Origin of the sequence: Acinetobacter legionensis (assembly GCF_048551735.1) — a bacterium.
Classification (GTDB): Bacteria; Pseudomonadota; Gammaproteobacteria; order Pseudomonadales; family Moraxellaceae; genus Acinetobacter.
Map to the genome: position 1 here is coordinate 150,939 of NZ_JBIMBV010000002.1, position 26,948 is coordinate 177,886.

At 38.2% G+C, this 26,948-nt stretch carries 27 protein-coding genes; 10 read left to right on the top strand and 17 right to left on the bottom strand.

Annotated features, from left to right (window positions below; all coding sequences use genetic code 11):
* Nucleotides 1–5: 5 nt before the first annotated feature.
* Nucleotides 6–1,442, bottom strand: a complete 1,437-nt coding sequence (locus tag ACG9ZL_RS02745; protein WP_419358980.1) for a tetratricopeptide repeat protein — start codon at nt 1,440–1,442, stop codon at nt 6–8.
* Nucleotides 1,443–1,611: 169 nt separating this feature from the next.
* Here ACG9ZL_RS02745 and ACG9ZL_RS02750 point away from each other — a divergent pair, with 169 nt between their 5' ends.
* Nucleotides 1,612–2,481 (top strand): EamA family transporter, encoded by an 870-nt coding sequence (locus tag ACG9ZL_RS02750; protein ID WP_336952271.1) that lies wholly within the window; start codon nt 1,612–1,614, stop codon nt 2,479–2,481.
* 390 nt (nt 2,482–2,871) lie between these two features.
* On the opposite strand, the gene ACG9ZL_RS02755 is transcribed toward ACG9ZL_RS02750, so the two are convergent.
* The 3 genes from ACG9ZL_RS02755 to truB form a co-directional block, all read right to left on the bottom strand.
* Nucleotides 2,872–3,333, bottom strand: a complete 462-nt coding sequence (locus ACG9ZL_RS02755; RefSeq protein ID WP_336952273.1) for a hemerythrin domain-containing protein — start codon at nt 3,331–3,333, stop codon at nt 2,872–2,874.
* 152 nt (nt 3,334–3,485) lie between these two features.
* Nucleotides 3,486–4,253 (bottom strand): sulfite exporter TauE/SafE family protein, encoded by a 768-nt coding sequence (locus ACG9ZL_RS02760; protein WP_419327026.1) that lies wholly within the window; start codon nt 4,251–4,253, stop codon nt 3,486–3,488.
* 110 nt (nt 4,254–4,363) lie between these two features.
* On the bottom strand, nt 4,364–5,269 hold the full coding sequence (truB, locus tag ACG9ZL_RS02765) for a tRNA pseudouridine(55) synthase TruB (protein WP_336952276.1): 906 nt from the start codon (nt 5,267–5,269) through the stop codon (nt 4,364–4,366).
* A gap of 138 nt (nt 5,270–5,407) precedes the next feature.
* On the opposite strand from truB, the gene ACG9ZL_RS02770 reads away from it, so the two are divergent.
* From ACG9ZL_RS02770 to ACG9ZL_RS02780, 3 genes are all read left to right on the top strand, one after another.
* Nucleotides 5,408–6,442 carry a lipase secretion chaperone gene (locus tag ACG9ZL_RS02770; protein WP_419358982.1) on the top strand — a complete coding sequence of 345 codons (1,035 nt, stop codon included), beginning with the start codon at nt 5,408–5,410 and terminating at the stop codon, nt 6,440–6,442.
* Nucleotides 6,443–6,830: 388 nt separating this feature from the next.
* Entirely contained in the window at nt 6,831–7,805 is a 975-nt protein-coding gene (locus tag ACG9ZL_RS02775) for an esterase/lipase family protein (RefSeq protein WP_336952278.1), read from the top strand.
* Between the two features lie 262 nt (nt 7,806–8,067).
* Entirely contained in the window at nt 8,068–9,033 is a 966-nt protein-coding gene (locus tag ACG9ZL_RS02780; protein ID WP_336952279.1) for a lipase family alpha/beta hydrolase, read from the top strand.
* Nucleotides 9,034–9,097: 64 nt separating this feature from the next.
* Here ACG9ZL_RS02780 and rplS read toward each other — a convergent pair whose 3' ends face one another.
* The 12 genes from rplS to ispH form a co-directional block, all read right to left on the bottom strand.
* Nucleotides 9,098–9,469, bottom strand: a complete 372-nt coding sequence (rplS, locus tag ACG9ZL_RS02785; RefSeq protein WP_234623337.1) for a 50S ribosomal protein L19 — start codon at nt 9,467–9,469, stop codon at nt 9,098–9,100.
* A 275-nt stretch (nt 9,470–9,744) separates the two neighbouring features.
* Nucleotides 9,745–10,485: a tRNA (guanosine(37)-N1)-methyltransferase TrmD gene (gene trmD / locus ACG9ZL_RS02790; RefSeq protein WP_419358983.1), complete on the bottom strand. Its 741-nt coding sequence runs from the start codon at nt 10,483–10,485 to the stop codon at nt 9,745–9,747.
* A 42-nt stretch (nt 10,486–10,527) separates the two neighbouring features.
* On the bottom strand, nt 10,528–11,076 hold the full coding sequence (rimM, locus tag ACG9ZL_RS02795; protein WP_336952281.1) for a ribosome maturation factor RimM: 549 nt from the start codon (nt 11,074–11,076) through the stop codon (nt 10,528–10,530).
* Between the two features lie 27 nt (nt 11,077–11,103).
* On the bottom strand, nt 11,104–11,361 hold the full coding sequence (rpsP, locus tag ACG9ZL_RS02800; protein WP_004718284.1) for a 30S ribosomal protein S16: 258 nt from the start codon (nt 11,359–11,361) through the stop codon (nt 11,104–11,106).
* 145 nt (nt 11,362–11,506) lie between these two features.
* Nucleotides 11,507–11,938, bottom strand: coding sequence for a type IV pilin protein (locus ACG9ZL_RS02805; RefSeq protein WP_419359059.1), 432 nt, complete (start codon nt 11,936–11,938; stop codon nt 11,507–11,509).
* 2 nt (nt 11,939–11,940) lie between these two features.
* Nucleotides 11,941–12,474: a type IV pilin protein gene (locus tag ACG9ZL_RS02810; RefSeq protein WP_336952283.1), complete on the bottom strand. Its 534-nt coding sequence runs from the start codon at nt 12,472–12,474 to the stop codon at nt 11,941–11,943.
* Nucleotides 12,452–16,222 carry a pilus assembly protein gene (locus tag ACG9ZL_RS02815; protein ID WP_419358985.1) on the bottom strand — a complete coding sequence of 1,257 codons (3,771 nt, stop codon included), beginning with the start codon at nt 16,220–16,222 and terminating at the stop codon, nt 12,452–12,454. The genes ACG9ZL_RS02810 and ACG9ZL_RS02815 overlap by 23 nt, the downstream gene beginning before the upstream one ends.
* A gap of 17 nt (nt 16,223–16,239) precedes the next feature.
* Nucleotides 16,240–17,019, bottom strand: a complete 780-nt coding sequence (locus tag ACG9ZL_RS02820) for a pilus assembly PilX family protein (protein ID WP_419358987.1) — start codon at nt 17,017–17,019, stop codon at nt 16,240–16,242.
* Nucleotides 17,003–17,914 carry a PilW family protein gene (locus ACG9ZL_RS02825; RefSeq protein WP_419358989.1) on the bottom strand — a complete coding sequence of 304 codons (912 nt, stop codon included), beginning with the start codon at nt 17,912–17,914 and terminating at the stop codon, nt 17,003–17,005. The genes ACG9ZL_RS02820 and ACG9ZL_RS02825 overlap by 17 nt, the downstream gene beginning before the upstream one ends.
* Before the next feature lie 9 nt (nt 17,915–17,923).
* Nucleotides 17,924–18,445: a type IV pilus modification protein PilV gene (pilV, locus tag ACG9ZL_RS02830; RefSeq protein ID WP_419358991.1), complete on the bottom strand. Its 522-nt coding sequence runs from the start codon at nt 18,443–18,445 to the stop codon at nt 17,924–17,926.
* Nucleotides 18,442–18,951 carry a pilus assembly FimT family protein gene (locus tag ACG9ZL_RS02835; protein ID WP_419358993.1) on the bottom strand — a complete coding sequence of 170 codons (510 nt, stop codon included), beginning with the start codon at nt 18,949–18,951 and terminating at the stop codon, nt 18,442–18,444. The genes pilV and ACG9ZL_RS02835 overlap by 4 nt, the downstream gene beginning before the upstream one ends.
* Nucleotides 18,952–19,093: 142 nt before the next feature.
* Entirely contained in the window at nt 19,094–20,044 is a 951-nt protein-coding gene (ispH, locus tag ACG9ZL_RS02840; protein WP_419358995.1) for a 4-hydroxy-3-methylbut-2-enyl diphosphate reductase, read from the bottom strand.
* A 134-nt stretch (nt 20,045–20,178) separates the two neighbouring features.
* On the opposite strand from ispH, the gene gmk reads away from it, so the two are divergent.
* From gmk to bfr, 6 genes are all read left to right on the top strand, one after another.
* Nucleotides 20,179–20,799 carry a guanylate kinase gene (gene gmk / locus ACG9ZL_RS02845; protein ID WP_336952290.1) on the top strand — a complete coding sequence of 207 codons (621 nt, stop codon included), beginning with the start codon at nt 20,179–20,181 and terminating at the stop codon, nt 20,797–20,799.
* 110 nt (nt 20,800–20,909) lie between these two features.
* A complete protein-coding gene (rpoZ, locus tag ACG9ZL_RS02850) occupies nt 20,910–21,191 on the top strand; it encodes a DNA-directed RNA polymerase subunit omega (protein WP_004718302.1) in 282 nt (93 codons plus the stop codon).
* A 212-nt stretch (nt 21,192–21,403) separates the two neighbouring features.
* A complete protein-coding gene (locus tag ACG9ZL_RS02855; protein ID WP_419358997.1) occupies nt 21,404–23,515 on the top strand; it encodes a RelA/SpoT family protein in 2,112 nt (703 codons plus the stop codon).
* A 93-nt stretch (nt 23,516–23,608) separates the two neighbouring features.
* Nucleotides 23,609–23,992, top strand: a complete 384-nt coding sequence (gene ridA, locus ACG9ZL_RS02860) for a deaminase RidA (protein WP_004718306.1) — start codon at nt 23,609–23,611, stop codon at nt 23,990–23,992.
* Nucleotides 23,993–24,180: 188 nt separating this feature from the next.
* The gene (locus ACG9ZL_RS02865) at nt 24,181–24,375 is read left to right on the top strand and encodes a bacterioferritin-associated ferredoxin (RefSeq protein ID WP_004718308.1); all 195 of its coding nucleotides are present in this window, start codon (nt 24,181–24,183) and stop codon (nt 24,373–24,375) included.
* A gap of 314 nt (nt 24,376–24,689) precedes the next feature.
* Complete coding sequence (gene bfr / locus ACG9ZL_RS02870; protein WP_336952292.1) at nt 24,690–25,154, top strand: heteropolymeric bacterioferritin subunit Bfr; 465 nt, start codon at nt 24,690–24,692, stop codon at nt 25,152–25,154.
* 116 nt (nt 25,155–25,270) lie between these two features.
* On the opposite strand, the gene ACG9ZL_RS02875 is transcribed toward bfr, so the two are convergent.
* The gene (locus ACG9ZL_RS02875; protein ID WP_419359000.1) at nt 25,271–26,920 is read right to left on the bottom strand and encodes a PglL family O-oligosaccharyltransferase; all 1,650 of its coding nucleotides are present in this window, start codon (nt 26,918–26,920) and stop codon (nt 25,271–25,273) included.
* Between the last annotated feature and the right edge of the window lie 28 nt (nt 26,921–26,948).

Consider the following 26,948-nt stretch of genomic DNA (forward strand, 5'->3'; position numbering starts at 1 on the left):
TTTGATTAAAACTCAATTGAAGCTGCTTCAATATGCTGGTTTTTTTTGGCTAAATCCAAATATTTGCTGGCAGTTTTTTTATCTTTACGCACCCCGATCCCATCTTTATAAATTTTAAATAATTCAAAATAAGAGTCGATATCGCCATGATCAGCCGCTTGTTTAAACAAATCTGCACTTTGGCTTAGATCCACCTCGACACACTTACCTTCCTGATACATTTGCGCCAGCAGAAAGAATGCACGTGGAACTTTTAGTTCTTTGGCTTTATTTAACCAAAGTAGTGCACCATCCGCATTGTTTTGACGTTGTTCAAAAATCGACATACACAGCATAGCCTGCACATGCCCTTTCTCTGCGGCTGAATTTAATAATGGGAGATGATGTTCATGTTCTAACGGTAATAACATCGACAATTCAAACTGTGCGTCTGGATGGTTTTGCATTGCAGCACGTTCTAACCAAGAAATGCCTTGATCAAGATTTTTCTCAGTTCCCATCCCATAACGTAAACACTGCGCTAAAGAGTATTGAGCTGGAACATTGCCTGAAACCGCAGCATGTAATAATAAATCAAAAGCCAGCGTTGCATATTCTTTTTGCTTTTGCTCAGTTTTGGCATTTTCCGAGTTTTTTAACAGCGTCACGGCGGCTAAATAGGCGGATTCAATATGTCCATTTTTTGCCGCTTTAAGTAAATGTTCTTGTACAACTGTGGCATCCACTTTAGCACTTTGCTGTTCGATAAGTGCACAAACATAGCAACCAAATGGATCATTGTTTTCTTGTGCGAAATTGGCATATTTAAAAGCGACATCAGGGTTGTTTTGTTTTAAATAACTAAATGCCAATAAAGCACAGGCAAAATAATCTTTTTCTGCAATTTTCAATAATTCATTTTGAACTTTGATTGGATCAAAGCCTGAAAATTCGACCAAAAACTTCAAACTATTTTGATGCTGATTTTTTAAATAATTATCTAAAAGTAGTTGATAAGCTAACTGTAAATCTTGTGACAATTGCTGTTGGGCATAAACAAAAATCGCTTCTGGGTGATTCAGTTGAACCGCCCGTTGTAAATGAATTAATGCTTGTGCTTTTGTCAGATGATCGGTGGCATTATTCAACCCTAGATAAGCAAGTTCTAAATGGGCAAGTGCATGATTAAGCTTTGCTGCATGTTGAAAAAAAAGAATGGCAGACTGAACACTTTGATTCAGATAACGGCCTAAAACATGCCACTGCCCTAACAAGGTACTTGCAGGTGCAAAATTCTGATTGGATGCATTGACCAACAAATCAACACGTGCTTGGGCATCTTGCTCATTTTGAGCAACCCCTTGTTGTTCTAGTTTAAGTACGTCGATATACCAAGCTTCTGCTTGTGAATGTTCTGTTCCATTTAAGTCTAAATTTTCAGTTTTATTCGTATTTCCTGACATCTTTTATTCCTAACACATGTGCCATTGCAAGTATAATCATCCCCATCTTACAGATGAGTTAGCTGAATCTCAAAGGGAAATGTTGAATCAACATTCATCTATTCTCGAAATACTTAAATAAAACCTAGAAAGTGTTAAAATCTGCGCAATATTTTTCTTCACCTTAGATATGCCAAACTCTCAACTCACTGCTGTGCTTTTCATGGTCTTATCTATGGTGGCTTATCAGATCAGTGCCTCATTTGCAAAACAGTTATTTGAGGTTTTAGATCCGATTACTGTGGTTACCTTAAGATTATGTTTTGCTTCTATTTTAATTATTTTAATGTTCCGTTCTTGGAAAATTATAAAACGTTTACCTTATCTCAGATGGAATGAACTGCTCTACTATAGTGGTTCAGTCTGTTTGATGAATGTGCTGTTCTATGCCTCTTTAGGGAAATTACCTCAAGGCATTGCAGTTGGTTTAGAGTTTTTAGGTCCATTAACTTTGGCACTACTTTCGATTAAGCGAAAAGGTGACTATATTTGGGTGTTTCTTGCCATCATCGGTATTACACTGATGGTGCCTTGGCAAGATGCGACACAACATAATTTTTCCTATCTTGGTGCTGCTTTTGCTTTGGGTGCGGGCATATGCTGGGCGAGTTATATCTATTTCGGGCAAAAAGTTGTACGACAAAATATTGGTATGCATGCGCTTAGTATTGCAATCGTCTTGTCTGCCTTGGTTATGCTGCCAATCAGTGCCGTTCACAACCCAGATGCCTTACTACAAACACAGTACTGGGGCAAAGCCTTGCTGATTGCACTTTTAGCAACCGCCATTCCTTATGCCTTAGATCTGCTTGCTTTAAAACAATTAAGCAAAATGAGCTATGGTACTTTATCGAGTCTATCTCCAGCTCTTGCCGCAATTTCAGGTATGGTATTACTGAATGAACATATTACTGCTTGGCAAACCGTTGCTTTAGTCTGCATTATGATTGCATCGGTAGGAGTAACATTTAGAGCGGCGAAAAGCTCAAATGCTCATTAAAACATTATCAATGCTAACACACTGCCAGTAATACATAATCCCGACCATATTTACGCGGTTTTTAGGAAGAAAAGAAGATCAGCGTAAATAAATGATATAGCCAACCTGTCAATAAACTCAGACACAAGAGCATAATTCTTATTACTTAATATTCCAAATTAAATCAATGATATGTAGAAATAAATTATTTAATTATAAAAATTTGGAATGCCACACTTTTCGTAGGGGATACCAAATCTTGCGCTGCAAACAAAGCCCTGCTTTGTTTTTGCTCATGTTGGGCGAGAGATACATCATGTACCCCCGTCCCACGGCAACATCCATGTCGCTCCACGGTAGGATAATCATCTATGATTTAAACGTACAAAAATGAATTGATAACCAACAGGTTTAGCCCACCAAGCGGATAAGGTCTTTTGCTTTATACTTTTTATATTCGGATAAATACTTCTTCGCTAAGATTAATTTTTGATTTTCATCTAAAATTTTTACGGCTTTTTGAAAAAAAGAATGTTCTTCTTGTTGAATATGATGCGCGATGATTTCAGATAATCGTTTCGCTAAAACCAACCAACGTGAGTGGCTAAAATCAGTTTGTTCTAGCGACTGTAATATTTCATCCATCTCATGATGTTCAGCAAGTGCCAAACGGGTAATATTTAAACCTGAATCCGTCATCATTAACGGCATATAAAAATAGCGATCTTTCGCAACCGCATGGGCAAATAGTTCATTTTTTAATAAATTAAAAATTTTCCTTCGTTCAGGGCTATCGCCTGAGGTATGCGCTAACTGTTCTGACAAATCCTTCTGAATGATATGGCTTTCTCTCAAAGCCTCAAATATATTCATCTAAATCCCTCTTTTTATGATATTTGCCTTCCATTGCTTCGGTTTGTAATTTTCGATCAAGAAACCAACAATATTAGAAGACTAATCAAAAAAAATCCTGACAAAATTTAAGCTTTTTTGTATCAAAAAAATTAACGAGAGCATCTGCGAAATTACGCAATAAACATTTGATAGGCCAAGCGACAAATCAAAATGCTGACCAAAATCAAAAATAAAATTCGAATAAAACCACTGCCATATTTCAGCGCCATTTTCACACCAACCAATGAACCACATACATTGGCAACAGCCATCAGTAGACCCAATTGAAATAACACATGTCCAGTGGGAATAAAGAAACTCAGTGCGGCAAAGTTAGTCATGAAATTACCAATTTTTGAAAGCGCCGACGCATGTAAAAAGTCAACTTTCAGATAACGAATAAAATAGAAGATGAAAAAACTACCTGTGCCCGGTCCAAATATCCCATCATAAAAGCCAATTAATAAGCCACCCACACCCGCGATCAATAACATTTTATGGGTGATTTCTTGTTGAAAATGGACTTGTCCAAATTGCTTTTTAAAAAATGTATAGATTGCGATCACAATCAGCATAAACAATACAAATGGTCGCAAAATTTCTTGGGGGATAAGTGAGACACAAGCAGCGCCAGCAAATGAGCTAATAAATGCCGTGATTCCAATCACCGCCAACAGTTTCCACTGAATTTTGACTTGTTTTAAATATGAAAAAGCAGCCGATGCTGTTCCACAAATCGAAGCCAGTTTATTGGTTCCAAAAACTGTAGCAGTAGGATAATGCGGTAAAGCCCCCATTAATGCAGGAATTTGAATCAGCCCTCCACCTCCAACGGCAGCATCAATTGCCCCTGCACAAAAGGCAAAGAACACCAAACTGAGGATGATATCAAATTCCATAACATTCACTTATCTTTTAAAGGCGTCTATTAACGCTGGGAGACTTAACCGTACTTTGGCTTAATCAGGCTTAAATTTAAACTGAGTAATTTTCTAACGATGAAACGGAATTAAAGATTTAAAACACGTTTAGGCACTAAACGTTTTGTATCTGTAATTTCTGCCAATCCTAAACATTTATCAGCATCAAAAACCAAGACTTCGGTTGAGGCAACATGTTCAATATTGCTTTCCATACCGCGGCAAAAATATTCCGCACGTCCTTCAGGTACTTGAACTTTAGGGAAATGATCGATTGGTGCATATACAGGTAGCAACAAAGCTTCACGCGCTTGTTCAGTCAGGCTTTCCAGATATTCAATGGTATATTCCGGAATCAAATCAAAATGACCAGTTTGAGTTCGATTTAAATATGTTAAATGACCAAATGTCCCCAGTGCTTTGGCAATGTCTTCGCCCAAAACACGAATATAAGTTCCTTTAGAACAGGTAATATCCAGAGTCAGGCTGTGTGGGGTAAACTCAAGCAACTCAATGGCAAAAATATGAATCGGCCGTGCATCACGTTCAATTTCAATTCCCTGACGAGCCAACTCATATAAAGGACGACCCTGTTTTTTTAAGGCTGAATACATCGGAGGAACTTGTTGAATATCCCCAGTAAATTGAGCCAGAACCTGTTGAATACTTTCTTGGCTTAATTCAGGGACATCTTTTTCAAGTAAAACTTCGCCTTCTACATCACCAGTTGTCGTGCTATGGCCTAACTGAATGGTTGTTTGGTAGCGCTTGGTAGAATCTAACAAATAATGTGAAAATTTAGTCGCTTCACCTAAGCAGATTGGTAACAGTCCTGATGCCAAAGGATCAAGCGCTCCTGTATGCCCTGCCTTTTGAGCTCGATATAACCAACGTACTTTTTGTAACGCGGCATTTGAACTAATGCCCAAAGGCTTATTCAATAAAAAAACACCACTGATATGGCGACGCGGTATTTTCTGAGCTTTTGAAGACATATTGGTCTGAATACGGAGAATAATGCGCTATTTTAGCAAAAACCATTCGTCTATTTTTACAAATTTTCTGTTTGAAATTTAGAATTCTATGGCAAATTTTATTTTCAATAAAAAGACTAAAAATTGTAGGAATATTAGATGGATCTATCTAAAAAAATGATTGGGATAATCATTGGTAGTCTCTTGATCATTCTTTTAGCCGTGATTTTTTGGCTAAAACCCAATACAGAGTCTACTGAAACAACATCAACATCTGAAAAAGCACTTCAGCAGCAGACTGGACCATTGACTTCAACTCAGCTCGCTGCATCTGAAGCACAGAACTTTGCCAGTAAAAGCCAACAAGATACGCAAATCAATTGTCAAATCCGCGCTGATGCTTCCAATCGTTTAATTGTTAATGAGCAGACCAAAGATTGTTTTGAATATTTCATTACACAATATGGTGAAAAAACCATTGAGCAAATCAAAGCAGATTTTCTCAGTTATACCAAAATCAGCTATAAAGAGCCTGTGTTATCGCAATTAAATAATCTATGGACACGTTATATCGATTACAGAAGTAAATTAGGCGATTTACCAGCACCCACTGCAGATAAAGAAAGTGCAAAGTACTATCAGCAGATCTTGGTCAACACTCAAAACTTAAGAAAAAAATTCTTCTCAAATTATGAAATTCAAGGCTTATTCGGTACACAGGACACCTATGACCAATATACTGTAGACCGTCTAGAAATTATGGATAATCAAAAATTATCTACGGCTGAAAAAGCGCAAAAACTCAAAGAACTTTTCGAGCAACTTCCAGAAGACTGGAAAGAAAACTTAAAACAACTAAATCAACTTGAAGACTTAAGAAAATTGACAGCGGAGATTAAGGCACGTGGTGGTTCTGCGGAAGAGCTTCGTCAAATGCGCACCAATCTAGTGGGACCAGAAGCGACACAACGCTTAGAAACACTTGATGTACAAAGAAGTGATTGGAAAGGCAAAGTTAATCAATACCTTGCTGCGCGTGACAACATCCTCAAAAGTAATCTGAGTGACTCAGCCAAACAGCGTGCTGTAGAACAATTAAGAGCACAACAATTTGCAAATCAGCAAGAACAACTCAGATTACAAACTTTCGAAACAGTGCATGATCAAGGAGGCAAACTACCTTTTGCGAATTAGTCTATAAATATTTAAAGCAGCCATAAAATGATAAAAAGTCAGAAACAAAAAATATTTAATTCTGAGTTTATGCCACATTCTACGTCTTTGATTTTAAATCTAAGCGTAAGAATTTTATGGAATTTCACATATCAAAGATGCTGCTAAACTTGATGATATAAATTTGAAAATAATATTTATGACAATCTCATAGGAGGGTTAACAAAGACTAGAAATTTGTTAGGGATTAACAAAGCTTTAATGCAACTCGCACTTTTGGTTTCGGGTAATAATGAAAATGATGACATACCCATCGCTTGAAATCATAAGGGTTGTAAGCAAATTTTAGCTTGCAACATAGACTACTTGTTGATCAATAATTCACTTAAAACAAAAAGAGTATTTTAAAATGAAATTTAACATCAATATTCTCGCCCTAAGTTTAATCATTGGACTCAGTTCGATGACTGCATCTGCGTCTGGATTACAAACGGTAAACCCACGTTATGTTAGTTCAGACTATGCAAAAACTAAATACCCCATTGTCTTTAATCATGGAATGTTCGGTTTTACCCGTCTAGGAACCTCATCCTTTGGCTTAGATTATTTCTATCAGATCCTCCCTGATTTAGCCCGTAATGGCGCAAAAGTTTATGCGACTCAAGTTTCCCCATTGGAATCGACACAAGTTCGGGGTGAACAGCTCTTACAGCAAGTCGATGAAGTGATCGCACTGACTGGCTCGCCCAAGGTCAATCTTATTGGGCATAGTCATGGTGGACCAACAATTCGCTATATAGAAATCGTTGCACCAACAAAAGTCGCCTCTTTAACTGCTGTTGCAGGAACAATTAAAGGCTCTAAGGTCGCTGACGATATTGTAAATAATCGAGGTGTAAATGCGCTTCTCACAATTCTCGGTCAATATATCTTAGCACCTGTGATTACACTGCTTGAAGGTAATCCTTCCCTTTCTATAAGCCTTAATAACTCTTTACAAAGTATCAGTGAGAAAGGCTCTGCTGAGTTCAATGCAAAATATCCAAGTGCTGCAATTCCAAAAGACTGTGGCGATGGTCAAAAAGTGACAGCCAATGGTATTTATCATTATTCTTGGACGGGTACGGCTCAATTCACCAACATTTTGGATGTTGTTGATGGCGTAATCTCTACGCTGGCACCGTTGTCTTATAAAAATTTAGATAATGATGGTTTAGTTAGTCGTTGTAATAGCCATTATGGGCAAGTAATCCGAGACAATTACCGACAAACTCACTTGGATGAAGTCAATCAAATTTTAGGACTACATGGCCTATTTTTTGCGCCAAACCCGCTTGATCAATACCGTCAACATGCCAATCGTCTGAAATTACAAGGCTTGTAAATATTGCCGATGAGAGGCGATAAAATGTACTGTTCATTCAGTCTATTTTATAGTTGAATAGTTAATGATTCTGGAACCATTTTTGATACTCAACATCGTATTGAATTTCGAATTCCAGAATCTGATTTGAACTTAGATTTAAAAACCGAAGAAACCAAAGTTACAATCCAAAAAAACATGATCAAAATTAATATATTACACTCAATAAATTTAAGATTGAGGTATTAAAACCCCCAAATAATAAAATAGATGGAGCTTTAAAATGAAATATGGACGTATTATCGCCAGTCTACTTCTGACGAGTACATTAACAACTGCACATGCATCTAATGCGCAACAAGTGACTGTTAGCAAAGTAAATTCTGAGTATGCAAAAACCAAATATCCTGTGGTATTTGTGCATGGTATGGCTGGGTTTATTCGTGTTGGCGATGTTTTAGGATTAGACTACTGGTATCAAATTTTACCAGATTTGGCTCGTAACGGCGCCAATACGTGGGCCACACGAGTATCTCCTTTTAATTCTACCGAAGTGCGCGGTGAGCAATTGGCACAACAAGTGGAAGAGATTCTAGCAATTACTGGCAGTCAAAAAGTCAATCTGATCGGACATTCTCATGGCGGTCCAACCAGCCGCTATGTCGCAGGTATTATGCCTAATCAAATTGCTTCTGTCACAGCTGTTGGCTCTCCACAGAAAGGCAGTCCTGTTGCAAACCTAGTCTTAAGCGTAGAAGGCACACCGATCCAAGGCCCATTGGTAAGTATCGTAAACTTATTTTCAAAAGCAATTGTCTGGGCACAAGGTCTTAATCCCAATGAACTCCCTCATGATGCCTTGGCGGGTGGGAAAAGCTTAACTATTGAAGGTTCTGCACTCTTTAACAGTAAATTTCCCATGGGTGTCGGTAACACAACTTGTGGTGAAGGGGCGTATCAAGAAAAAGGAATTCAATTTTACTCATTTACCGGCAATACGGCTGTTACAAATCTTCTAGACTTGGATTCTGCTCTACTTGGTACAAGTCTCTTGATTAACGCTGGTCGTGATAATGATGGTTTAGTCTCACGATGTAGTGCTAAATTTGGTAAAACTATTCGGGATGATTACCGCTGGAACCACTTAGATGAGGTCAATCAAGTTTTAGGATTACGTGCAATTTTTTCACCAGACCCAGTGCAGGTCTACCGTGAACATACCAATCGTCTAAAATTACAAGGGCTTTAACAGAAGCAAGAAATAAAAAAATGCGCCATTTGGCGCATTTTTTAGCTGTAAAGCAAAGTTAAAATTAACCTTGTTTACGTGCTGGTAATTTTTCACGAATACGAGCAGCTTTACCAGACAATTCACGTAGGTAATAAAGCTTAGCACGACGAACGTCACCACGACGTTTCACTTCGATTTTAGCAACAATTGGAGAGTGAGTTTGGAATACACGCTCAACACCAACACCGCTAGAAATTTTACGTACAGTGAACGCAGAGTTCAAGCCACGGTTTTTCTTCGCAATTACTACGCCTTCAAAAGCCTGAAGACGCTCACGCTCACCTTCTTTTACTTTTACTTGAACGATAACTGTGTCACCAGGAGCAAAAGCTGGGATATCAGTTTTTAACTGTTGGTTTTCAATTGCTTGAACTAAAGGATGTTTACCACTCATTGTGGGAATCTCCGTTTTGCGGGACAGAAGAGGTCTGCACAACCGCTGGGGATAGAGGCTAAATCGCGTATCAACCCGTTTATCTTTCCCTTTACTTCTGATGTTACTCAGATCAATAAAGAGCCTAATATAAGTACTTAAAAATAAGTATTTTCTCGAAGCCGACTTCTTATGGAACTTAAATTCCTCAGGGCAATAATCATGAATTATTGCTATTTCCTGACTTAGAAGTACAGCTTCTGACTCGCGTTCAAACAAACATAATCAATGCTTGCCTACCATCGCTCATCTTTTAGCCATCTTTTTTGCTGCTTGGTCAACTCAACTTGTTCCACCAACTCAGGTCGGCGTTCTAAAGTGCGTTGATAGCGTTGCAAAAACCGCCATTTTTCAATATTGGCATGGTGCCCTGACTTAAGTACTTCAGGAACATCCAAACCTTCAAAATGATCTGGCTTGGTATATTGTGGGCAATCTAAAAGACCATCCACAAAAGAGTCCTGCACTGCAGATTGTTCATCTGACATGGTATTCGGCAAACGTCGAATAATACTGTCTAATAAAACCATCGCAGGGAGTTCGCCACCTGATAATACGTAATCACCTATTGACCATTCCTGATCAACATATTTTTGGATCAAACGCTCATCAACACCCTCATAACGTCCACACAGTACAATTAATCCATCATATTCAACAAATTGCTGTACTGCTGGTTCATTTAAGGTCTGTCCTTGCGGTGACATATACACCACAGGAACCTGAACTGCACCTGCTTGCTTTGCAAGTTCTTTCGCATGGTGGATGGCTTTTGCCAATGGCTCAGCCATCATCACCATACCAGGACCACCACCAAATGGACGTTCATCCACTCGTTTGTAGTTACCTTCAGCAAATTCTCGCGGATTGATACAATGAACTTGTACAATGTCACGCTTTGCTGCTCGCCCGCTAATTCCGTACGCTGTAATCGCTTCAAACATTTCAGGAAAAAGCGTAATGACTGCAAAAAACATCGCAGACTCCTCTATTTTCCTGCTGCGCCAATCCTTATCGGATTAGAAATCTACGCCCCAATTGACATAGATACGACCAGCTTCGAGATCAACGCGTTGTACCACATCTTTATGCCATGGAATCATTCGCTCTTCGCCATCGATGCTATCTGCTGTTGCACGAACAACCATGACATCATTGGCGCCTGTTTCAAACAATTCATGGATTTGACCAAGATTTACTTCCTGCTCTTCATCATTCAGACCTAATACAATTAGACCCTTTAAATCAGACCAGTAATACTCGTCCACGCCTGCTTGAGGCAGTTGCGATTTTGAAATCCAAACATTAGCACCAACTAAGTTATCTGCTGCAGTGCGATCACTCACACTTTTCAACGAAACAACCAAGCCTTTGCCATGTGGTTTCCAACGTTTTACGTCTACAATTTGCCAACCTTCTTTGGTCTCAATGTACCAAGGGAGGTAGTCAAATATGTTGCTCATAGGTTCTGTATTGGAATAGACCCAGAGCCACCCATTTAATCCATATGCTGAACGTAGCTGTCCAATCTGAATACGATCTTCGGGCACATTCTGTGCTGGTGTCATGGGCTTACTGCCTAATTAAAGGTTTAATTATGCAGTAGCTGCAGCTTTCTTAGCTTGAGCAGCTAAAGAAGCAACACGTTCAGACGGTTGAGCGCCTTGAGCAACCCAATGAGCAAAACGATCAGCATCTAAACGAAGTTTTTCTGCTTTACCTTGAGCTGTAGGGTTAAAGAAACCAATACGTTCGATGAAACGACCGTCACGCGCATTGCGGCTATCAGTTACGATTACTTGATAGAACGGACGTTTTTTAGCACCACCGCGTGCTAGACGAATTACAACCATGATAGAACCTTATAGTTTTTACGGATTATCCTTGTACCGACCATCGACACATTTCAAACCCCTTTCATAGAGGGCGATATTTTACGTTATCTTTGGCTTGAAAGAAAGATCAAATTTTATTTATCCACAATTTTGAATTTGATTTTTATCTGCCATCCCAATTTGTAGTTGCTGATGGGGTGCAGGTTGAGCCTTTGGTCCAACATTTCTGCCCTTGGCTATTTAATCCGATATCCCCATTCCCATCTTGTTGTGAACCAGAAATTGGGGTAGCCGTTAAAGACCATGTTAAATTATCTGTAGGAATTTCTAACTTAACTTTGTATTTTGTCGCTCCTGTACTCGGATAATCTTCTTCAAATGCTCCGTTTTCCAATTTCGCATCTTTATATGTGCCTTTCGCCATTTTATAATTGGATAAATTTCGAGCAATCTGAAGCATTTCACTTTGTGCATCAACTCGATTTGTTCGAACAATATATTCTTGATATGACGGATAAGCGATTGCAGCTAAAATTCCTATAATTGCAACAACAATTAATAGCTCAACTAATGTAAAACCTTTTGATTTCATAATTTTCACCATGATGTAACATCACTACCTGTACACGCTATAAAAGTGACACTATCTTTGGTTTTACAACGAAGCCCTTCACTCGTCATAAGTAAATTATAGTTTTTAACGTCTGTACTTTCTGCTTTTATTGCCCAACCAAATCCAGATACACTTGAATTCATCAGCGATAAGTTCTGACTAGATAAATCGTTAAGTGTAATTTTGTATTTAATATTATCTCCAGTTGATCCAACAGGAACTGAAATCACTTCGGACGAGTTTGAACTATATAAATTTTTTAAATCAAAATTTTGATAAGTGAGATTCTTAGATTTAAATATCTCTAACTGATTTGCAATTTTCTGCATTTCCTGTTGAGCTTGCGCCGCTGCCGCCCGCCGAACATGATCTTGATAGTTTGGATAAATAATAGCTGCTAAAATTGTAATGATAACAATGACAACCATTAGTTCTATTAATGTAAAACCATAAGTATTCCTGTGACAAGCTTGGCTTGTCACAGTTCCATATCGATTAATTCTTCTTAGCTTCAACATATTTTTCATACCATCGGATTGGGTTTAAAATCTTATTACACTCCCATCTTCCTTTTCCTTGTTGTAAACCCAGCAAAGTTAAGGCACCACAATTATTACCAGTATTATTTCCACCACCAGTATCATCTGGACCAAAAGTAATGCCTTGAATACCAGGCCCTAAGATGTTTTGGTTCTTGCCATCTACAATTTGAAAACCAGTACTTTTTTCAAGGTTCCAATCGACGACGCCTTTTGAATCTAAACAAGCCCCATACGGCAAACAGAACTGCTGAGTATTACTTTCACCAATAATTCGAGGCTGACAAGGGTTTTGTTTATCAACAATACCTGTCCCCTCTGGGTCATAAACTGGAACAATAAGCCTACCTGTCATTGCAACAGGTTCTTCTTCAAATGCTTTTACCCCACCAGCTGTTCGACCAGATACCGGATTTCCATTCTGATCACTAGAGAGTGAACGATACCATCCTTGCATCCCTGTTTTAGCGTATGGGAAAAAAGTCGAAGAAATGATACCTGTTATGTTTTGTGGATTTTCTTTTAAATATTTTAAAGTAATATCAATAGATTTTAGATCAATGTCTTTATAAACACCTGTCTGAGGATCTTTGATACCTGTAATCAACCCACTATCAGCAATATCGCGATCAATGAGTCCATAAACTTTATTTGATGGACGTCCAGTTAACTCATTCAGAGGTAACATGAGTTCACGACCTTTATTCGGTGAAACATCCAAGGGGGTACTACGATCACCAGATGCAATACCAACCATAACAAAAGTTGAGGCCGCTTCATCATGTACAGTTAACGTTGGTGGTTGATAGAAACGAGGTTGATCTCCATTTGTAATACTTGTTCCATCCGCTTTTGTTGCAAGATTTCCTAAACGAACAACTCTTTTCCCAAAGGATGCTACTGGAGTATTTTTGGCATTATTTAAATCAACACGAAATACTTGCCCGCCTAAATCACCGAAATAGAGGTTATCAACTAAGCCATCTCCATCACGATCCAGAGTACTGATTCTACTCACCACACTATGGGTCATATTTGCATTGTTGGTATTCGCATTAGTATTACTCGCCCACCAAATTCTCTCACCCGTTTTTGCATTGATGATATAAACAGCATTACCATCTGCCTGTGCTTTATTGTTACATGAGGTAGATGGATAATCTGTATTGGAATTTGATGAATTCAGTTTAAATCTTGGATTCTCATAGCACATATCATAACCACCACCCACAATCATCACTCGAGTAATTTGGTTGTTATATCGAATATTGGCTAGTACAGGTTTAGACCAAGTTTGCCCCATACGAGTGTAGTCGCCTGTCCCACCAAGAATACGGAAAAGTAATTTAGGTGCGCTTGGATTAAGGACATCTAAGCCATAATAGCTTTTCCCCCCCATACGCATACCACCATATACATTCATTTTATTTGCAACGACTGAGGTTTCTGTATCATTTCCGCCAGTCACCTTATAATCTGAATCTGCAACCCAAGCGCCATTAATCCCTTGTGTAACACCATTTAGATCTGACTCATCTTTCCTTAGCGCTTTTGATAAAGTACTGTCCTGCAAAATTTCAGTAGGAACAAATACCATCTGCTCTTCACCAGTCAAAGAATTGACGATACGTAAGGCACCTTCCATACTGCCATAAAGTACAGACTGATCACGGGTAGACTTTAAATTGCCATCTGCATCTAATGTTCCCTTATAAGTCATTTGTACTGGAAAAGAATGAATACTTGCCCCCATAGATGTGAAAGCATCTTTAGGGGTATCTAGGCTATTTGGAAGCTGTGTAGAGCTTAGGTTTAAGTCATAACCTAAATAATTTAATAATTTTAACTGAATATCTAATGTTAAATTTTTTAACCTGCTGTCTGTCTTAAACTTGTCCAGTAAATTTGTTGCAGTGGTGGCAGATTGAGTGACTAAAAATAAATCTGAATTTTTACCTGTGGAAGTAATTACTCCACCTGATGCGACACTTTTAATATCTGAAAAAAGCGGTCTATAGCCATTAGGACTTACTACTGTTGGTAATTTAATTTTTGAATAGACACCACCCGCTGTAACACCATCACCATCAGTTAGAGAGGTACTGTTCCAAATATCTTGAGAACTTGGATTGAGCAATCCATTGGTTTGGAAAACAAAGTTGCTTCCTGATTTTAAAGCGCCACCTTGAATACTGTATTTTTTCAAGTTCCCCGTCCAAGTGATATTCTGAGTCCCTGGTTTTGGTTCTAAAGCTCTCAAATATCCATAAGGTTGGAAGGATTGTGGACTTAAGGCATCTACAGGAACAGAAATCGCCCCCGTTGATAATGGACTAATTAGATTTTTTCCTAAATTATCAATAAATTTAATTACGCTGTTGGTAATTTCACTTGAATCTTTAGCAATAAAAAACCCGCCATTACCATAACCAGGGTTAGGGGTTTTATAACTCGGTGCTGTAGGAGAACATTGATCATCTGATTTTCGATCATCTTGTGTTCGGGAACTAAGCCTACAGGCATTTTCTACATAGCCATTCCTCAGATCATTCATTTCATTACCAAAACCTACAAAAGAAGTTTGGATAGAGACACCTGTTGGATTCTTGGTTTTATTAAATAGTTTTTTTGCAAATTCTCCCATACAACGCCAACCACCTGGACTATCTCCGTCATAGGCTTCTACGAGTCCGCCAGTACAACTAAAATTATCACCAAATGTATCTAGCGTGGTTGCCATTAAGCGACTTGATCTAGCTTCAGTTGTATAATTGGCCGCACCATCGGAAAGAATATACACCCCTTGCCCATCACAGCTTTGGCGATCAGCAACAGCAGGAAGTGGAGAGTTATAGGTTGTATTATCAGCGACTTTTGTATCATTTGAAGATTTTGTAAATCCACTATCACTATTGGCATATAAAACAATACCTGTTTTATTATAACAAGTGCCATCATCATAGCCATTTGCGCTACATTTTTGAGCTATTAAACCACTCGTATTGGTAGAACTTGCTGCAGTCCAAGAAATACAATCTGTTCCCGCATTATTCCACTCATTACATTGAGAATATCTAAGGCTCCCCCTGTAATAATATGAAAAGAGGAAAGGGGCATTATTTAAATAGATGGATTGTAAGGTGTTTGTTCCCATTAAATATGCTGCTGCTTCTGCATAGGCATGGGCTGTTGGTGTGACACCACCTGCCGTCAAATCTTTAATTGCATTTTTTAGAGCTGTTCTTTGTGTAGAATTCACTGCTCCTAGCTCTTTGGCAGGCACCAAAATTTGACCACTCCGACCATCACCATTGGTAGAATAGTTCCCTAAACCAACACGAACTTGTCTTAATGAAGCCTCATCACTATTTAAAAATGCAAACATTCCATCTTTTAAACGTGTTAATCGATCATAGCCTACTTTAGTACCATACCAATCTGTACAGTATTTACGCTCATAAGGTACTGTTGATGTCTTATTCTCCGTTCTAATCCTATAACACCTATCATCATCAAAAGCAGCCATAGAGCCTGAAGTATCCAACATCATCACTAACGTCTTTTTTCCTGCTGTAGGTGCAGCATAAATCTGTAAATCATTTGCTTGAGTGACAGAAGATACAATCAGAAATGTACCGACAAACGTAGTAAATCCAACTGTTCCTAAATTTAATTTTTTTTGCTTGGCTGCATAACTCAATGAGGCCGTAAGCTTTTTAGATTTCATTTTACATTCCCCTAAATTTATACTGGCGCCTTAACCATTTTTATAAATGTTTGTAAATTAAACTCTTGGACTTGGCTGTTAACTGGAATACCAAGATTTACGAGACATTGTGCTGTTGTTTGCAGAGCACTAGATTCCGCATCTGAATTATCATTCACATTTTCTTTTAAACATGCTTGAGCAGCGGACAAGTTTTTAGCATAAATGGGCATTACTGCTACTGTCGTCATCCGAATACGTTTTTGCTCAGTTACCCCTTGTGGAATTGTTTGTCCACCACTTACATTAATATTTCTTGCAAGTAATGCCAAAGGCGGCAAATCGGATGTATCTGTTGGAATTTTAATAGAAACCTGAGTCACTACACCTCGTCTTGCACTACCAAAGTCAGTGGTTAAATTACAAAAATTATCTGTACTTCCCTCAACCAACTCCACATCAGAACTCACATTTCTAAGTACAGCCATAGATGTAACTGAACCAAAACGAGTACTCACTCTAGGTTTATAGCAAAATACATATTCTTTACCAGGTTCTGTATCTGCATCTTTCAAAGCCTTACCTATAACACTTGAAAGATTCACTTGCTTATTTAAATCCTCTAAAAAAACCTGGTTAATTGGTGTATCAGCTGTTTGGCTTGAAAGCTGACTAATTTGCGCATTTGTCGCAATATTCAATGTTGTCATAGAGGTCCGAATCGCCATTACTCCAACTATTGTTAAAAATAACAACATCATCATAACAACGATAATCGTTGACCCTTTCTGCTTGCTTAGGTTAGTTCGATGTTTCATAAATCTTCTCTCCTAAGCCATTTCTTAAAGCAATATTTGTTGTATATAAACGTCGTAAATATTTGGTGTTTTTATCCGTTAAAGTCACTTCACCATCAGGGAAATTAAAGCTTTCTTTAGAGGGGTCTATATTTTTATTTGTTATTGGATCTTTAGAGCGAACCAAAACCATCATTCTAATCGAGACAACTCTAGGTATATTGGGAGAGGACGCCCCTTTTACTGCAGTCTTAAATTGCTCAATTGTGTAATAGCTAAAATTGTTTCCAGCTTTTGCTCCAATGTAAAATCTAACAAGATCCACTCTCGGCATAATCACTTCACCATTGTTTGAATCATTTAATCCAGCAATAGAAGGGACACTACTTCCTGGAGTGTTTGCATCACAAGCCAATGCCAAGTTACCATTATCTGTCCTTAAAAAATAACGTTGAATAACATACTCACTAGCCTTTACTTCTCTACCTTCACAATTCATCATTTTATTGGGTGCTTGAAACATAATTGTTAGTTGATCACTACTCGAACTCGTCCCAGTAGAACCTCCTGATTTTGTTAACAATCCCGCACTTACATCTTTTAACTGTAGATTTGCCTTGCCTAAAGCTGGATCAGCACTGGTAAAAATAATTCCGCCATTGGGTGTTGTTGTATCTAACACTGGATTATTTACATTTCCAAAATTCGCTAGACGAATATCTCTAGCAATATAATCAACACCGAACACACCACTATCTTGTAACTCTGCACTTGCTTCTTGCATTTTTGCCGTAATTAAACCACCTGTGAATAATTGCAAAGCTGCAGCGCTAATAATAAGACCAATGGCAAGAGCAACGATCAACTCAATTAGTGTGAAACCCTTCTGAGGTCCCATTATTTTTTGCTTCGTCATGAATCTCATTTAATATGCCTCCATCATTAGGCATTTTGCAGTAAACACATACGTTCCTGTGCTACTCATACAAGCACTATAATCACTTGCTTTTAATTTCGATGCAGTTTCATCCCAAGCAGCGAATAAGCATTGCCTTTTTATTGTACTGCCTACCCCTGGACAATCCGTCATTGTAATACTAATACCGATTTTTGATGCTGCATCAGCAGCCAAATATGAATCATAATCAGCCATTTCTGCTGGCGTACATGTGGCATTAAAACATTTTTTTTTCGGAGACTTCTCTCCCACTCCAATATAGTTTTTTACTGCAGCAGGATAACTAGATTGACCATTAGGATTAGCTCGAATACTTTCTGTTAAGCCTCTCAAAATTAGGGTTGCTTGAGATCTTGTAAGCGCTTCACCAGTCGCGTCCACCGCCCTTAACTGTAAAGCAGTAAATCCCAAAACCCCGATCGCAAGTAAAACCAGAGCAACTAAAACTTCAACCAACCCCACACCCAATTGATTCTTCTTATTCTTCATGAGCATGCTCCATTCTTTTTAGAGGATACAATTCCAATAACTGATACTGTTATTTCGGTAATTTCCTTATTACCACATATTGTTATTTTCCTTGCCTTTAAGTTGGTACTCGGCACATTATCAAGTGATGACCCAATAGCACTAAAAACAACATTTAAGTCACCACCAACACTAACAGCCTTATCAATATTGGCTAAAATGACACGTTTTGCATCAATGAAATTTGAAGCATTGGCGCTACTAACACCTGCTTTGGTTAAACAAAGTGTCTTTGTTATTTCCTGATTCGAGCCATCTTTATTTGGACAAACGATCACAGACATTTTCATTGATGATGCACGGCTCTTCGCTTCTTTTAGTGCTTTCATTAACTCTTCATTGCTTTTATTTGCCTGATAGGTTGCTAAGAGCTTTGAAAAAGAGGGTGCTGCAATCGATGCAACAATTGCCAGAACAGCAATCGTCACCATTAACTCAATTAAGGTGAATCCCCGATTATTTTGCATTGCTACTCCCCATTGCAACAAAACTTTACCCTATTAAAAATCATAGCTTAAATACTTACAAAACCAATACAAGTTGGACGAAAGGCATAAAAAAGCAGATAACTGAAATCTCAGCTATCTGCTTAAAAAATAAAGTTTAAATTTAAGCTTGAGTTACATGAATCCGTAGCTCTTTTGGCAAACTAAATGTGATGTTTTCCTCACGACCATTTAATTCTTGTGGCGCGGTCGCACCCCAGTCCTGTAAACGTTGAATTACTTGCTTAATTAAAATCTCAGGTGCAGATGCCCCTGCTGTCACACCAATCTTATGATTTGAGTTAAACCATTCTTGCTGTAACTCATCTGCATTATCAATAAGATAAGCATGCTTGCCCATACGTTCAGCCAACTCACGTAAACGATTCGAATTTGATGAGTTTGGAGAGCCAACAACCAACACCACATCACATTGTGTGGCTAAATCTCGCACAGCATCTTGGCGATTTTGTGTGGCATAGCAAATATCATCTTTACGAGGCCCTTGAATTTGAGGGAATTTATTGCGTAAAGCATCAATCACTTTAGCAGTATCATCTATAGATAAGGTTGTTTGGGTCACAAAGGCTATTTTTTCAGGATGATGTACTGTTAATGAAGCAACATCATCTTCATCTTCAACCAAGTAAATTTCACCACCATTTTTTTTGTCATATTGCCCCATGGTACCTTCAACCTCAGGGTGACCTTCATGACCAATTAAAATTGCTTCAGTTCCTTCACGGGCATATTTCGTGACTTCAATATGTACTTTGGTGACCAATGGACAGGTTGCATCAAAGACTTTTAATCCACGGCGCTCTGCTTCTTGTTGAACTGCCTTAGATACGCCATGTGCACTAAAAATAACAATATTATCGTCAGGCACTTCATCCAACTCATCCACAAAAATTGCACCACGCTGACGTAGATCGTCAACCACAAATTTGTTGTGAACCACTTCATGACGTACATAAATAGGTGGATTAAAACATTCAAGCGCACGATTGACGATGGCAATTGCACGATCTACACCTGCACAAAATCCACGCGGATTAGCCAATACAATTTCCATAAAACCCTCAATGCTCACTTCAATGGTTGGATATATTTTATCGATTAAACACAAACAATGTGTAAAAACAGTTTTGTTTGTGTTCGCTCTACTCTAAAATAGAGAAGATATTTTATCATATCAGGAAAAATATCATGTCGGGTCTATTGTTTGTCGTTTCTGCGGCATCAGGAACAGGCAAAACATCTCTCGTTAAAGCGCTGCTTGAGCGTGTGAGCAATTTACACGTTTCTGTTTCACATACGACTCGTGGTCAGCGACCTGGCGAACTCGACGGTGTTCATTATCACTTTACCTCTAAAGAAAACTTTCTTGACCAAGTGAATCAAGGTGGTTTTATTGAATATGCAGAAGTTTTTGGTAATTATTATGGTACTGCGCAAACAACGGTAAGAGACCAATTGGCGAAAGGCCATGATGTGCTACTTGAGATCGATTGGCAAGGTGCAGAACAGGTTCGTAAACTTTTTCCTGAATCTAAACAAATTTTCATCCTCCCTCCTACTCAATTTGATTTACGTCAGCGTCTTTCAAATCGTGGTACAGACTCGGTTGAAGTCATTGAGCATCGTTTAAGTTGCGCGGTGGAAGACATGCAACAATATGTCAATTTTGAGTACATCATTATCAATGATGATTTCAATAAAGCGTTACATGATTTGGAATCTGTGATCAATGCCAACCGCTTAAAAATAGATCAACAGGCAAATCGTCATCAAGCTTTAATTACCAAACTGATTACACCCCAGTCTTAATCGTATTTCAATGCTTTCTAAATAAGCTTCGATTAAAACTTGAGTCTATAGTGAAAGCATTTTATACTGCACAGTCTATTTAAAAAATTTGTATTCAAACGAGAACTCTTATGGCACGCGTAACCGTTGAAGATTGTTTAGACCATGTGGACAACCGCTTTGAGCTTGTACTAGTGGCAAGCAAACGCGCGCGTCAATTGGCACGTCAAGGCATTGAACCGACTGTTGAGTGGGACAATGACAAGCCGACTGTTGTTGCATTACGTGAAATTGCGATTGGTCATGTGACTAAAGATATCTTGAAGCAACGTGATCAAGATTACCAAACGTCTAGTCTTGACCTTGCTTTATCAGCAAACAATCTTAATCTTGAAGGTTTTTCTTTCCAATAAGCTAAGCCTTTATAAAAAGCCTAGTTTTTCAACTAGGCTTTTTTATTTCAGTTATTTTGCAAAAAGTTTTGCCAATCAATCGACAAAATTCAAATTATTTGTTAAAAAAAATAGATATATTTGATGTCTAGAAATTGACAAGCGGCTCAATATGCTTTTCATTAAAGCATTAGGAAAAATATTTCAAATTTGTAATTTAAGATAGGTGTTCTATGCCAGGCCAACAGGTCAGCCAATCCAAGCAACAGTTGAATGTAATTATCGACGCTTACTTAAAACCAAGCGATGTCGAGCGAGTACTTGCGGCTTGTGATTATGCTGATATTGCGCATGATGGTATTACACGTAAAAGTGGTGAACCCTATATTTTACATCCGATTGCGGTGAGTTGTATTTTGGCACATATGCGTATGGATGCTGAAACACTCATGGCAGCACTATTACACGATGTGATTGAAGATACTGATTTCACCAAAGAAGATATCTCTGAAAAATTTGGTAAAACCGTGGCCGAATTGGTCGATGGTGTGACCAAACTCAGCCATTCCAGTGATAAAGAATATAATAAAGCAGCATCTTTTCGTAAGATTCTACAAGCCACCTTACAAGACCCACGTGTCATTATTATCAAACTCGCTGATCGTTATCATAATATGACAACACTGGGTGCTTTACGCCCAGATAAACGAGCACGAATTGCGCAAGAAACCTTTGATATTTTTGTTCCCATGGCACGCCTTGTCGGTATGAATGAGATGGCGGATAACTTAGAACATTTGTGTTATCAAAATCTCGATCTCGATATGTACAATGATGTACAAGAAAATTTACTCAAAACCAAACCAGAGCGCTGTAAATATCAATCTGTTTGGGAACAAAACTTAGCTGAACTGCTCAATAATTATAATATTCAAGGGCGCATCAAAAAGAAAAATAACAATATCGAACTATTACGCCACTTTGTAAAAAACGAAATTGACTTACAGGAACTCACCCACAGCCACGCTTTCGAAATTATTTTACAAAGCATTGCCGATTGTGACCGATTGGTTGATGCCTTACGAGAAAATTTCCAAGTCATCGATTATGAAGATCATATCCGTCGGCCATTACCAGGCGGAAACCAATCTTTGATGATCAAACTCAAAGGTGAGCGCACAACACTATCTTTAACCATTCAAACCGAGCTGATGCGCAAAGCAGCGCGCTTTGGGGTGGTTCTTGGTGAAAACGCTCCACAGGCATGTCGTTCAGCGATTCAAGCGTCGATGAAGAATTTAGATATTCTTGTCGGGGGAGAGTGTGCAAAGACTACATTTAGCGACCTCCTTGATTATCTACATCAAGAAAAAATCTGGGTCTATACACCACACGGACAGCTACATGAATTGCCTCAAGGTGCTACAGCAGTTGATTTTGCGTATTCAGCAAGTCTGTTTTTAGGTAACCATGCTGTTGGTGCTAAAATTAATGGTGAAATTAAACCCCTTTCAACACCTTTAGTCAGTGGTCAGGTGGTTGAAATTATTACCGATGTATTGGCAACACCAAATCCAGACTGGTTAAGTTTTATTAATACCCAAAAAGCACGTCGTGCGATTCAGAACATCTTGCGTGACCAAGATCCCGATGAACAACGTTTAGTGGGGCAACAAGCGCTTAACCGTGCTTTAAAATTATTTAGTCGCTCAACTAAAGACTTGTCTGAAGCTGATTGGAAGGATTTATTAGAGTGGCGCCACGTAACTAATAAAGACACCTTATTTGAACAAATTGCAGTCGGTGACCTACTACCGCAACTAGTCGCCAATCATTTATTTGCTCAATCCAAAACCACTGAGGAACACGCTTCTAAGCGCTTGATTCAAGGTACCGATGGTGTCGATGTTAAGTATGCGCACTGTTGTAACCCTGTATTGGGAGATCCAATTCAAGGACATTTATCTCGTCGTGGTTTAATTGTACATCGTGCACGTTGTCATAATTTATTGCATGAGCAACATTTACATCCAGAAAACATCATGTCTTTGCACTGGACGTCGGAAGAAGAAGACGATGTTAACTTCAATGCTTATTTGAGTATTGACCTTGTTTTAACTGATGAACAAATTTCAGAATTGATTTACTTATGTCGTAAAGCAAAAACTGGGGTTGAATCAGTCCGTTCTCATGAAGATAAAACTTATGTGAATATCGTGGTCAATAATCGTAAACAAATTGCGCAAATCATTCGTGAATTACGTATGCAATTTGGTTTTCCTCGAATTAGTCGGATGTCCATGCCCGTTTCAATTAACGAGGCGCTAAAAGCAAAAGCGTGCTAAATTAAGATCTGTAATGTTTATCGAGAGTCTTCGATGCACTTTGCATGCTATTCATCCTTTATGATGAAATGATTTGAAATCAAGGAGAAATCAATGTCCCGCCAAGTGATCCATACTGAAAATGCCCCTGCTGCAATTGGTACTTATTCACAAGCTATTTTAGTAGACAATACATTATATCTATCAGGGCAAATTGGCTTAGATCCGTATAGCATGGAGTTGGTTGAAGGCATTGAAGCGCAAATTCGACGGGTTTTTGATAATTTAAAAGCAGTGTGTGAAGCCGCAGGTGGTTCTTTAGCAGATATTGCAAAGCTCAATATTTTTCTGACTGATTTATCAAACTTTCAATTGGTTAATCAAATCATGGGCGAATATTTTGCTCAACCTTACCCTGCACGTGCAGCATTAGGTGTTGCATCATTACCTAAAAATGCGTTGGTTGAAATGGATGGCATTGTCATTATTCCTCAATAATAGCAGTCAAATATTAAACATTTGATTTTAAATAATTTAAAAAATAAAACTAAATACTACCGATCAGGTGGTATTTTTTTATTCAAAAAGCCAATAAAGATTAATGATATTTCAAATTAATTCCATTGACAAATGATAACAATTATCAATAATATTAGATATCGCATTTAACCTTAGGGTTGAGTTTCATGTACGTTTGTTTATGTCGTGGTATTACAGATCAAGATATCAAAGATGCAATGGCAAATGGTGCAGAGAGCTACCGTGAAGTACGTGAATTATTAGACTTAGGCACGTGCTGTGGTCGCTGTGCTCCTGAAGCAAAAAGCATTATCAATGAAGAGCTATCACTTATTGCAGCACGTATTTCTGTTGCCGCATAGTTTTAAATCCAAAGATTCAAGCATAAAAAGTTTATATAAATAACGACAATAAATAAGTTTTTTAATGATCCCCAGATCATTCTCCTCCCCCGCTTCGACTCAAGGCGGGTTCGTTTTTTAATCAATCTCTTTTAGCCAAAACGACATCCCTACTGTTTTTGATTGCGATTTTCATTTGCCGTTCCATAAACTACTCGTAACCCTCTAAAAAGTTGATTAATATAGAGCCATATCGAATTACCTTAATCATTAAATTTCAATGACTCAGTTTAAATTCACTTTAAGGTACACAATTAGAATGGAGTTTTAGCCATATGCAAGGCAATCGAGATGTAATTAATCAACTCAATCAAGTGCTTTACCATCACTTGACTGCGATTAACCAATACTTTCTACACTCGCGTATGTTTAATGATTGGGGAATCGAAAAACTTGGTTCGGCTGAATACAAAGAATCTATTCGCCAAATGAAGCATGCGGATAAGATCATTGAACGTATTCTTTTTTTAGAAGGCTTGCCTAATCTTCAACATTTAGGAAAGTTGTATATTGGTCAACATACGGTTGAAGTTTTAAACTGTGATGTACGTAAAGTAAAAGAAAACATAGATGCATTGAAAACAGCTGTTGAACTGGCTGAAAGCAACTTAGATTATGTGACTCGTGATCTTGTTCAAGAAATTCTTGAGAAAGAAGAAGAATTTTGGGATTGGACAACGACCCAACTAGATCTAAGTGAAAGTGTTGGTATAGAAAATTATATTCAAAGCCAACTCTAATTAATTTTTAAATATCACAAAAGAATCCCCCAATTGATTGGGGGATTTTTTATTTTATTTCAAAATGTAGCGATGCAAACACTACAGTCATCACAATTCACTTTTATGAAAGGGTATTATTTTCCTGCAACAGATACAGGTAATAGATCCTGATATGATTTCTCTTGCCCATGCAGTGTCTTTAGAATCCATAACTGATGTTCAGCTTCAGCTTTTTTACCATTAAAAGCCAAGACCTGTGCATATTTCTGAATATCATATGCCGAAGCTAAGTTTGCCACCATACGCCCCATATATTGCAACTGCTGATCCGACATTTTGCTATATGGATTTAGACCAATCCACCAGACACGTTCTTTAAATTGCGTCAGCAACAAAATATCTTGATTCATCACTGCTTGCTGTGAAGCACTTAACGGTGTTTTCTTATTTACGAATACACTTTGTTGGCGGTATAAAATATAGTCTCGATAAATCACTCCCACCAAGACCAAACCAATCACAATAATACTCACTGTAATCGAAGACTTTAAGTTCACTGTAGGCAAACGAGGATACTGAGCTTGGATGATCCCCAATAAAAAACCTAAAGGAAGTAAGAAATATGCATAGTGAATTGGGTATTCCAATAAAGCATGAATCAAAATAGCACAGACCATCAAACTTGCGGCAATTGAAACTGCATCTTTAATCCCTTTATTTAACCAATACAACCAACATGCGACATAAACAATAATCAATCCACCAATCGGAATACCATTCCAAATCAGTAAATCCAAAATCACGTTATGTGCTGTTTTATACCATTCATGTGATGGATATAAATCAAAAGCGGCGATTTGCGCCATCCCTGTTTGATTCCAACCGTACCCAAACCATGGCTTTTCTGAAATCGCAACGAGGGCTTGATTCCACATATCTAAACGGAGATAACCTGATGTTGCTCTCTCGACCACTGAATTTGCTTGTGCTACGTCTTGGGTTGATACAGATGCAATCCACTGATTCAGAATCGGCAAGCATGTAATCAACGCAATAAACACACCAGACCATGCGAGTAATTTGATAAACCCAAAGCGCTTAGTTTGACCGAATTGCTTAATGGTCAAATAAATCAATGTGAACAAACACACCACCCAAGCAGTTCGTGATTGAGTCAGCGCAATGGTGAATAGAAAAATAAAAGTGGATGGCCCGAGTATGTAATTTGGCAGTATCTTCTTTTCATAAAAATATAAACATGCAAATACCCCCATACACATAAACGTCGCCAGATTATTCGGCTGGGCAAAGTTTGCATAGGGACGATTACCATTGAGCAAATTGACCAATGGTCTAAAATATTCGTTTACGCCTAACCATTGGGTCATTGCAATAAAACTTGAAAGTATCGCCCCCGTAAAAACCACAAGACTAAATACTTTAAAGACTTGTTCTCTTTGACCTTTTTCACCTATTGCCAAGTTATAACCGACAACCAGCATCAACCAAAACATTGCAATATAGGCTGTGCAAAGCAACGCATTACTTAAATACAAAATCTCGCCAAAGCCCCATTGAATCAATGGAATCGCCAATACAGGCAATATAAGCAGTTGCGGTTTTGGAATTTTTAAGTCTTTATTTAGAAAAGCACTGAGCAACACCAAAGCAGATAGAAAAGTCAGTTCTTCACTACCAATGGTTGTCCAAGGCATTTTATGGATCGGTAAAAGCCAAGCAAGTAAAAGCAAGACGGCTGAAAGAAGATAAGGAATGGCTTTCATATGAAAAGTGAACAGAAAAACTGAACCT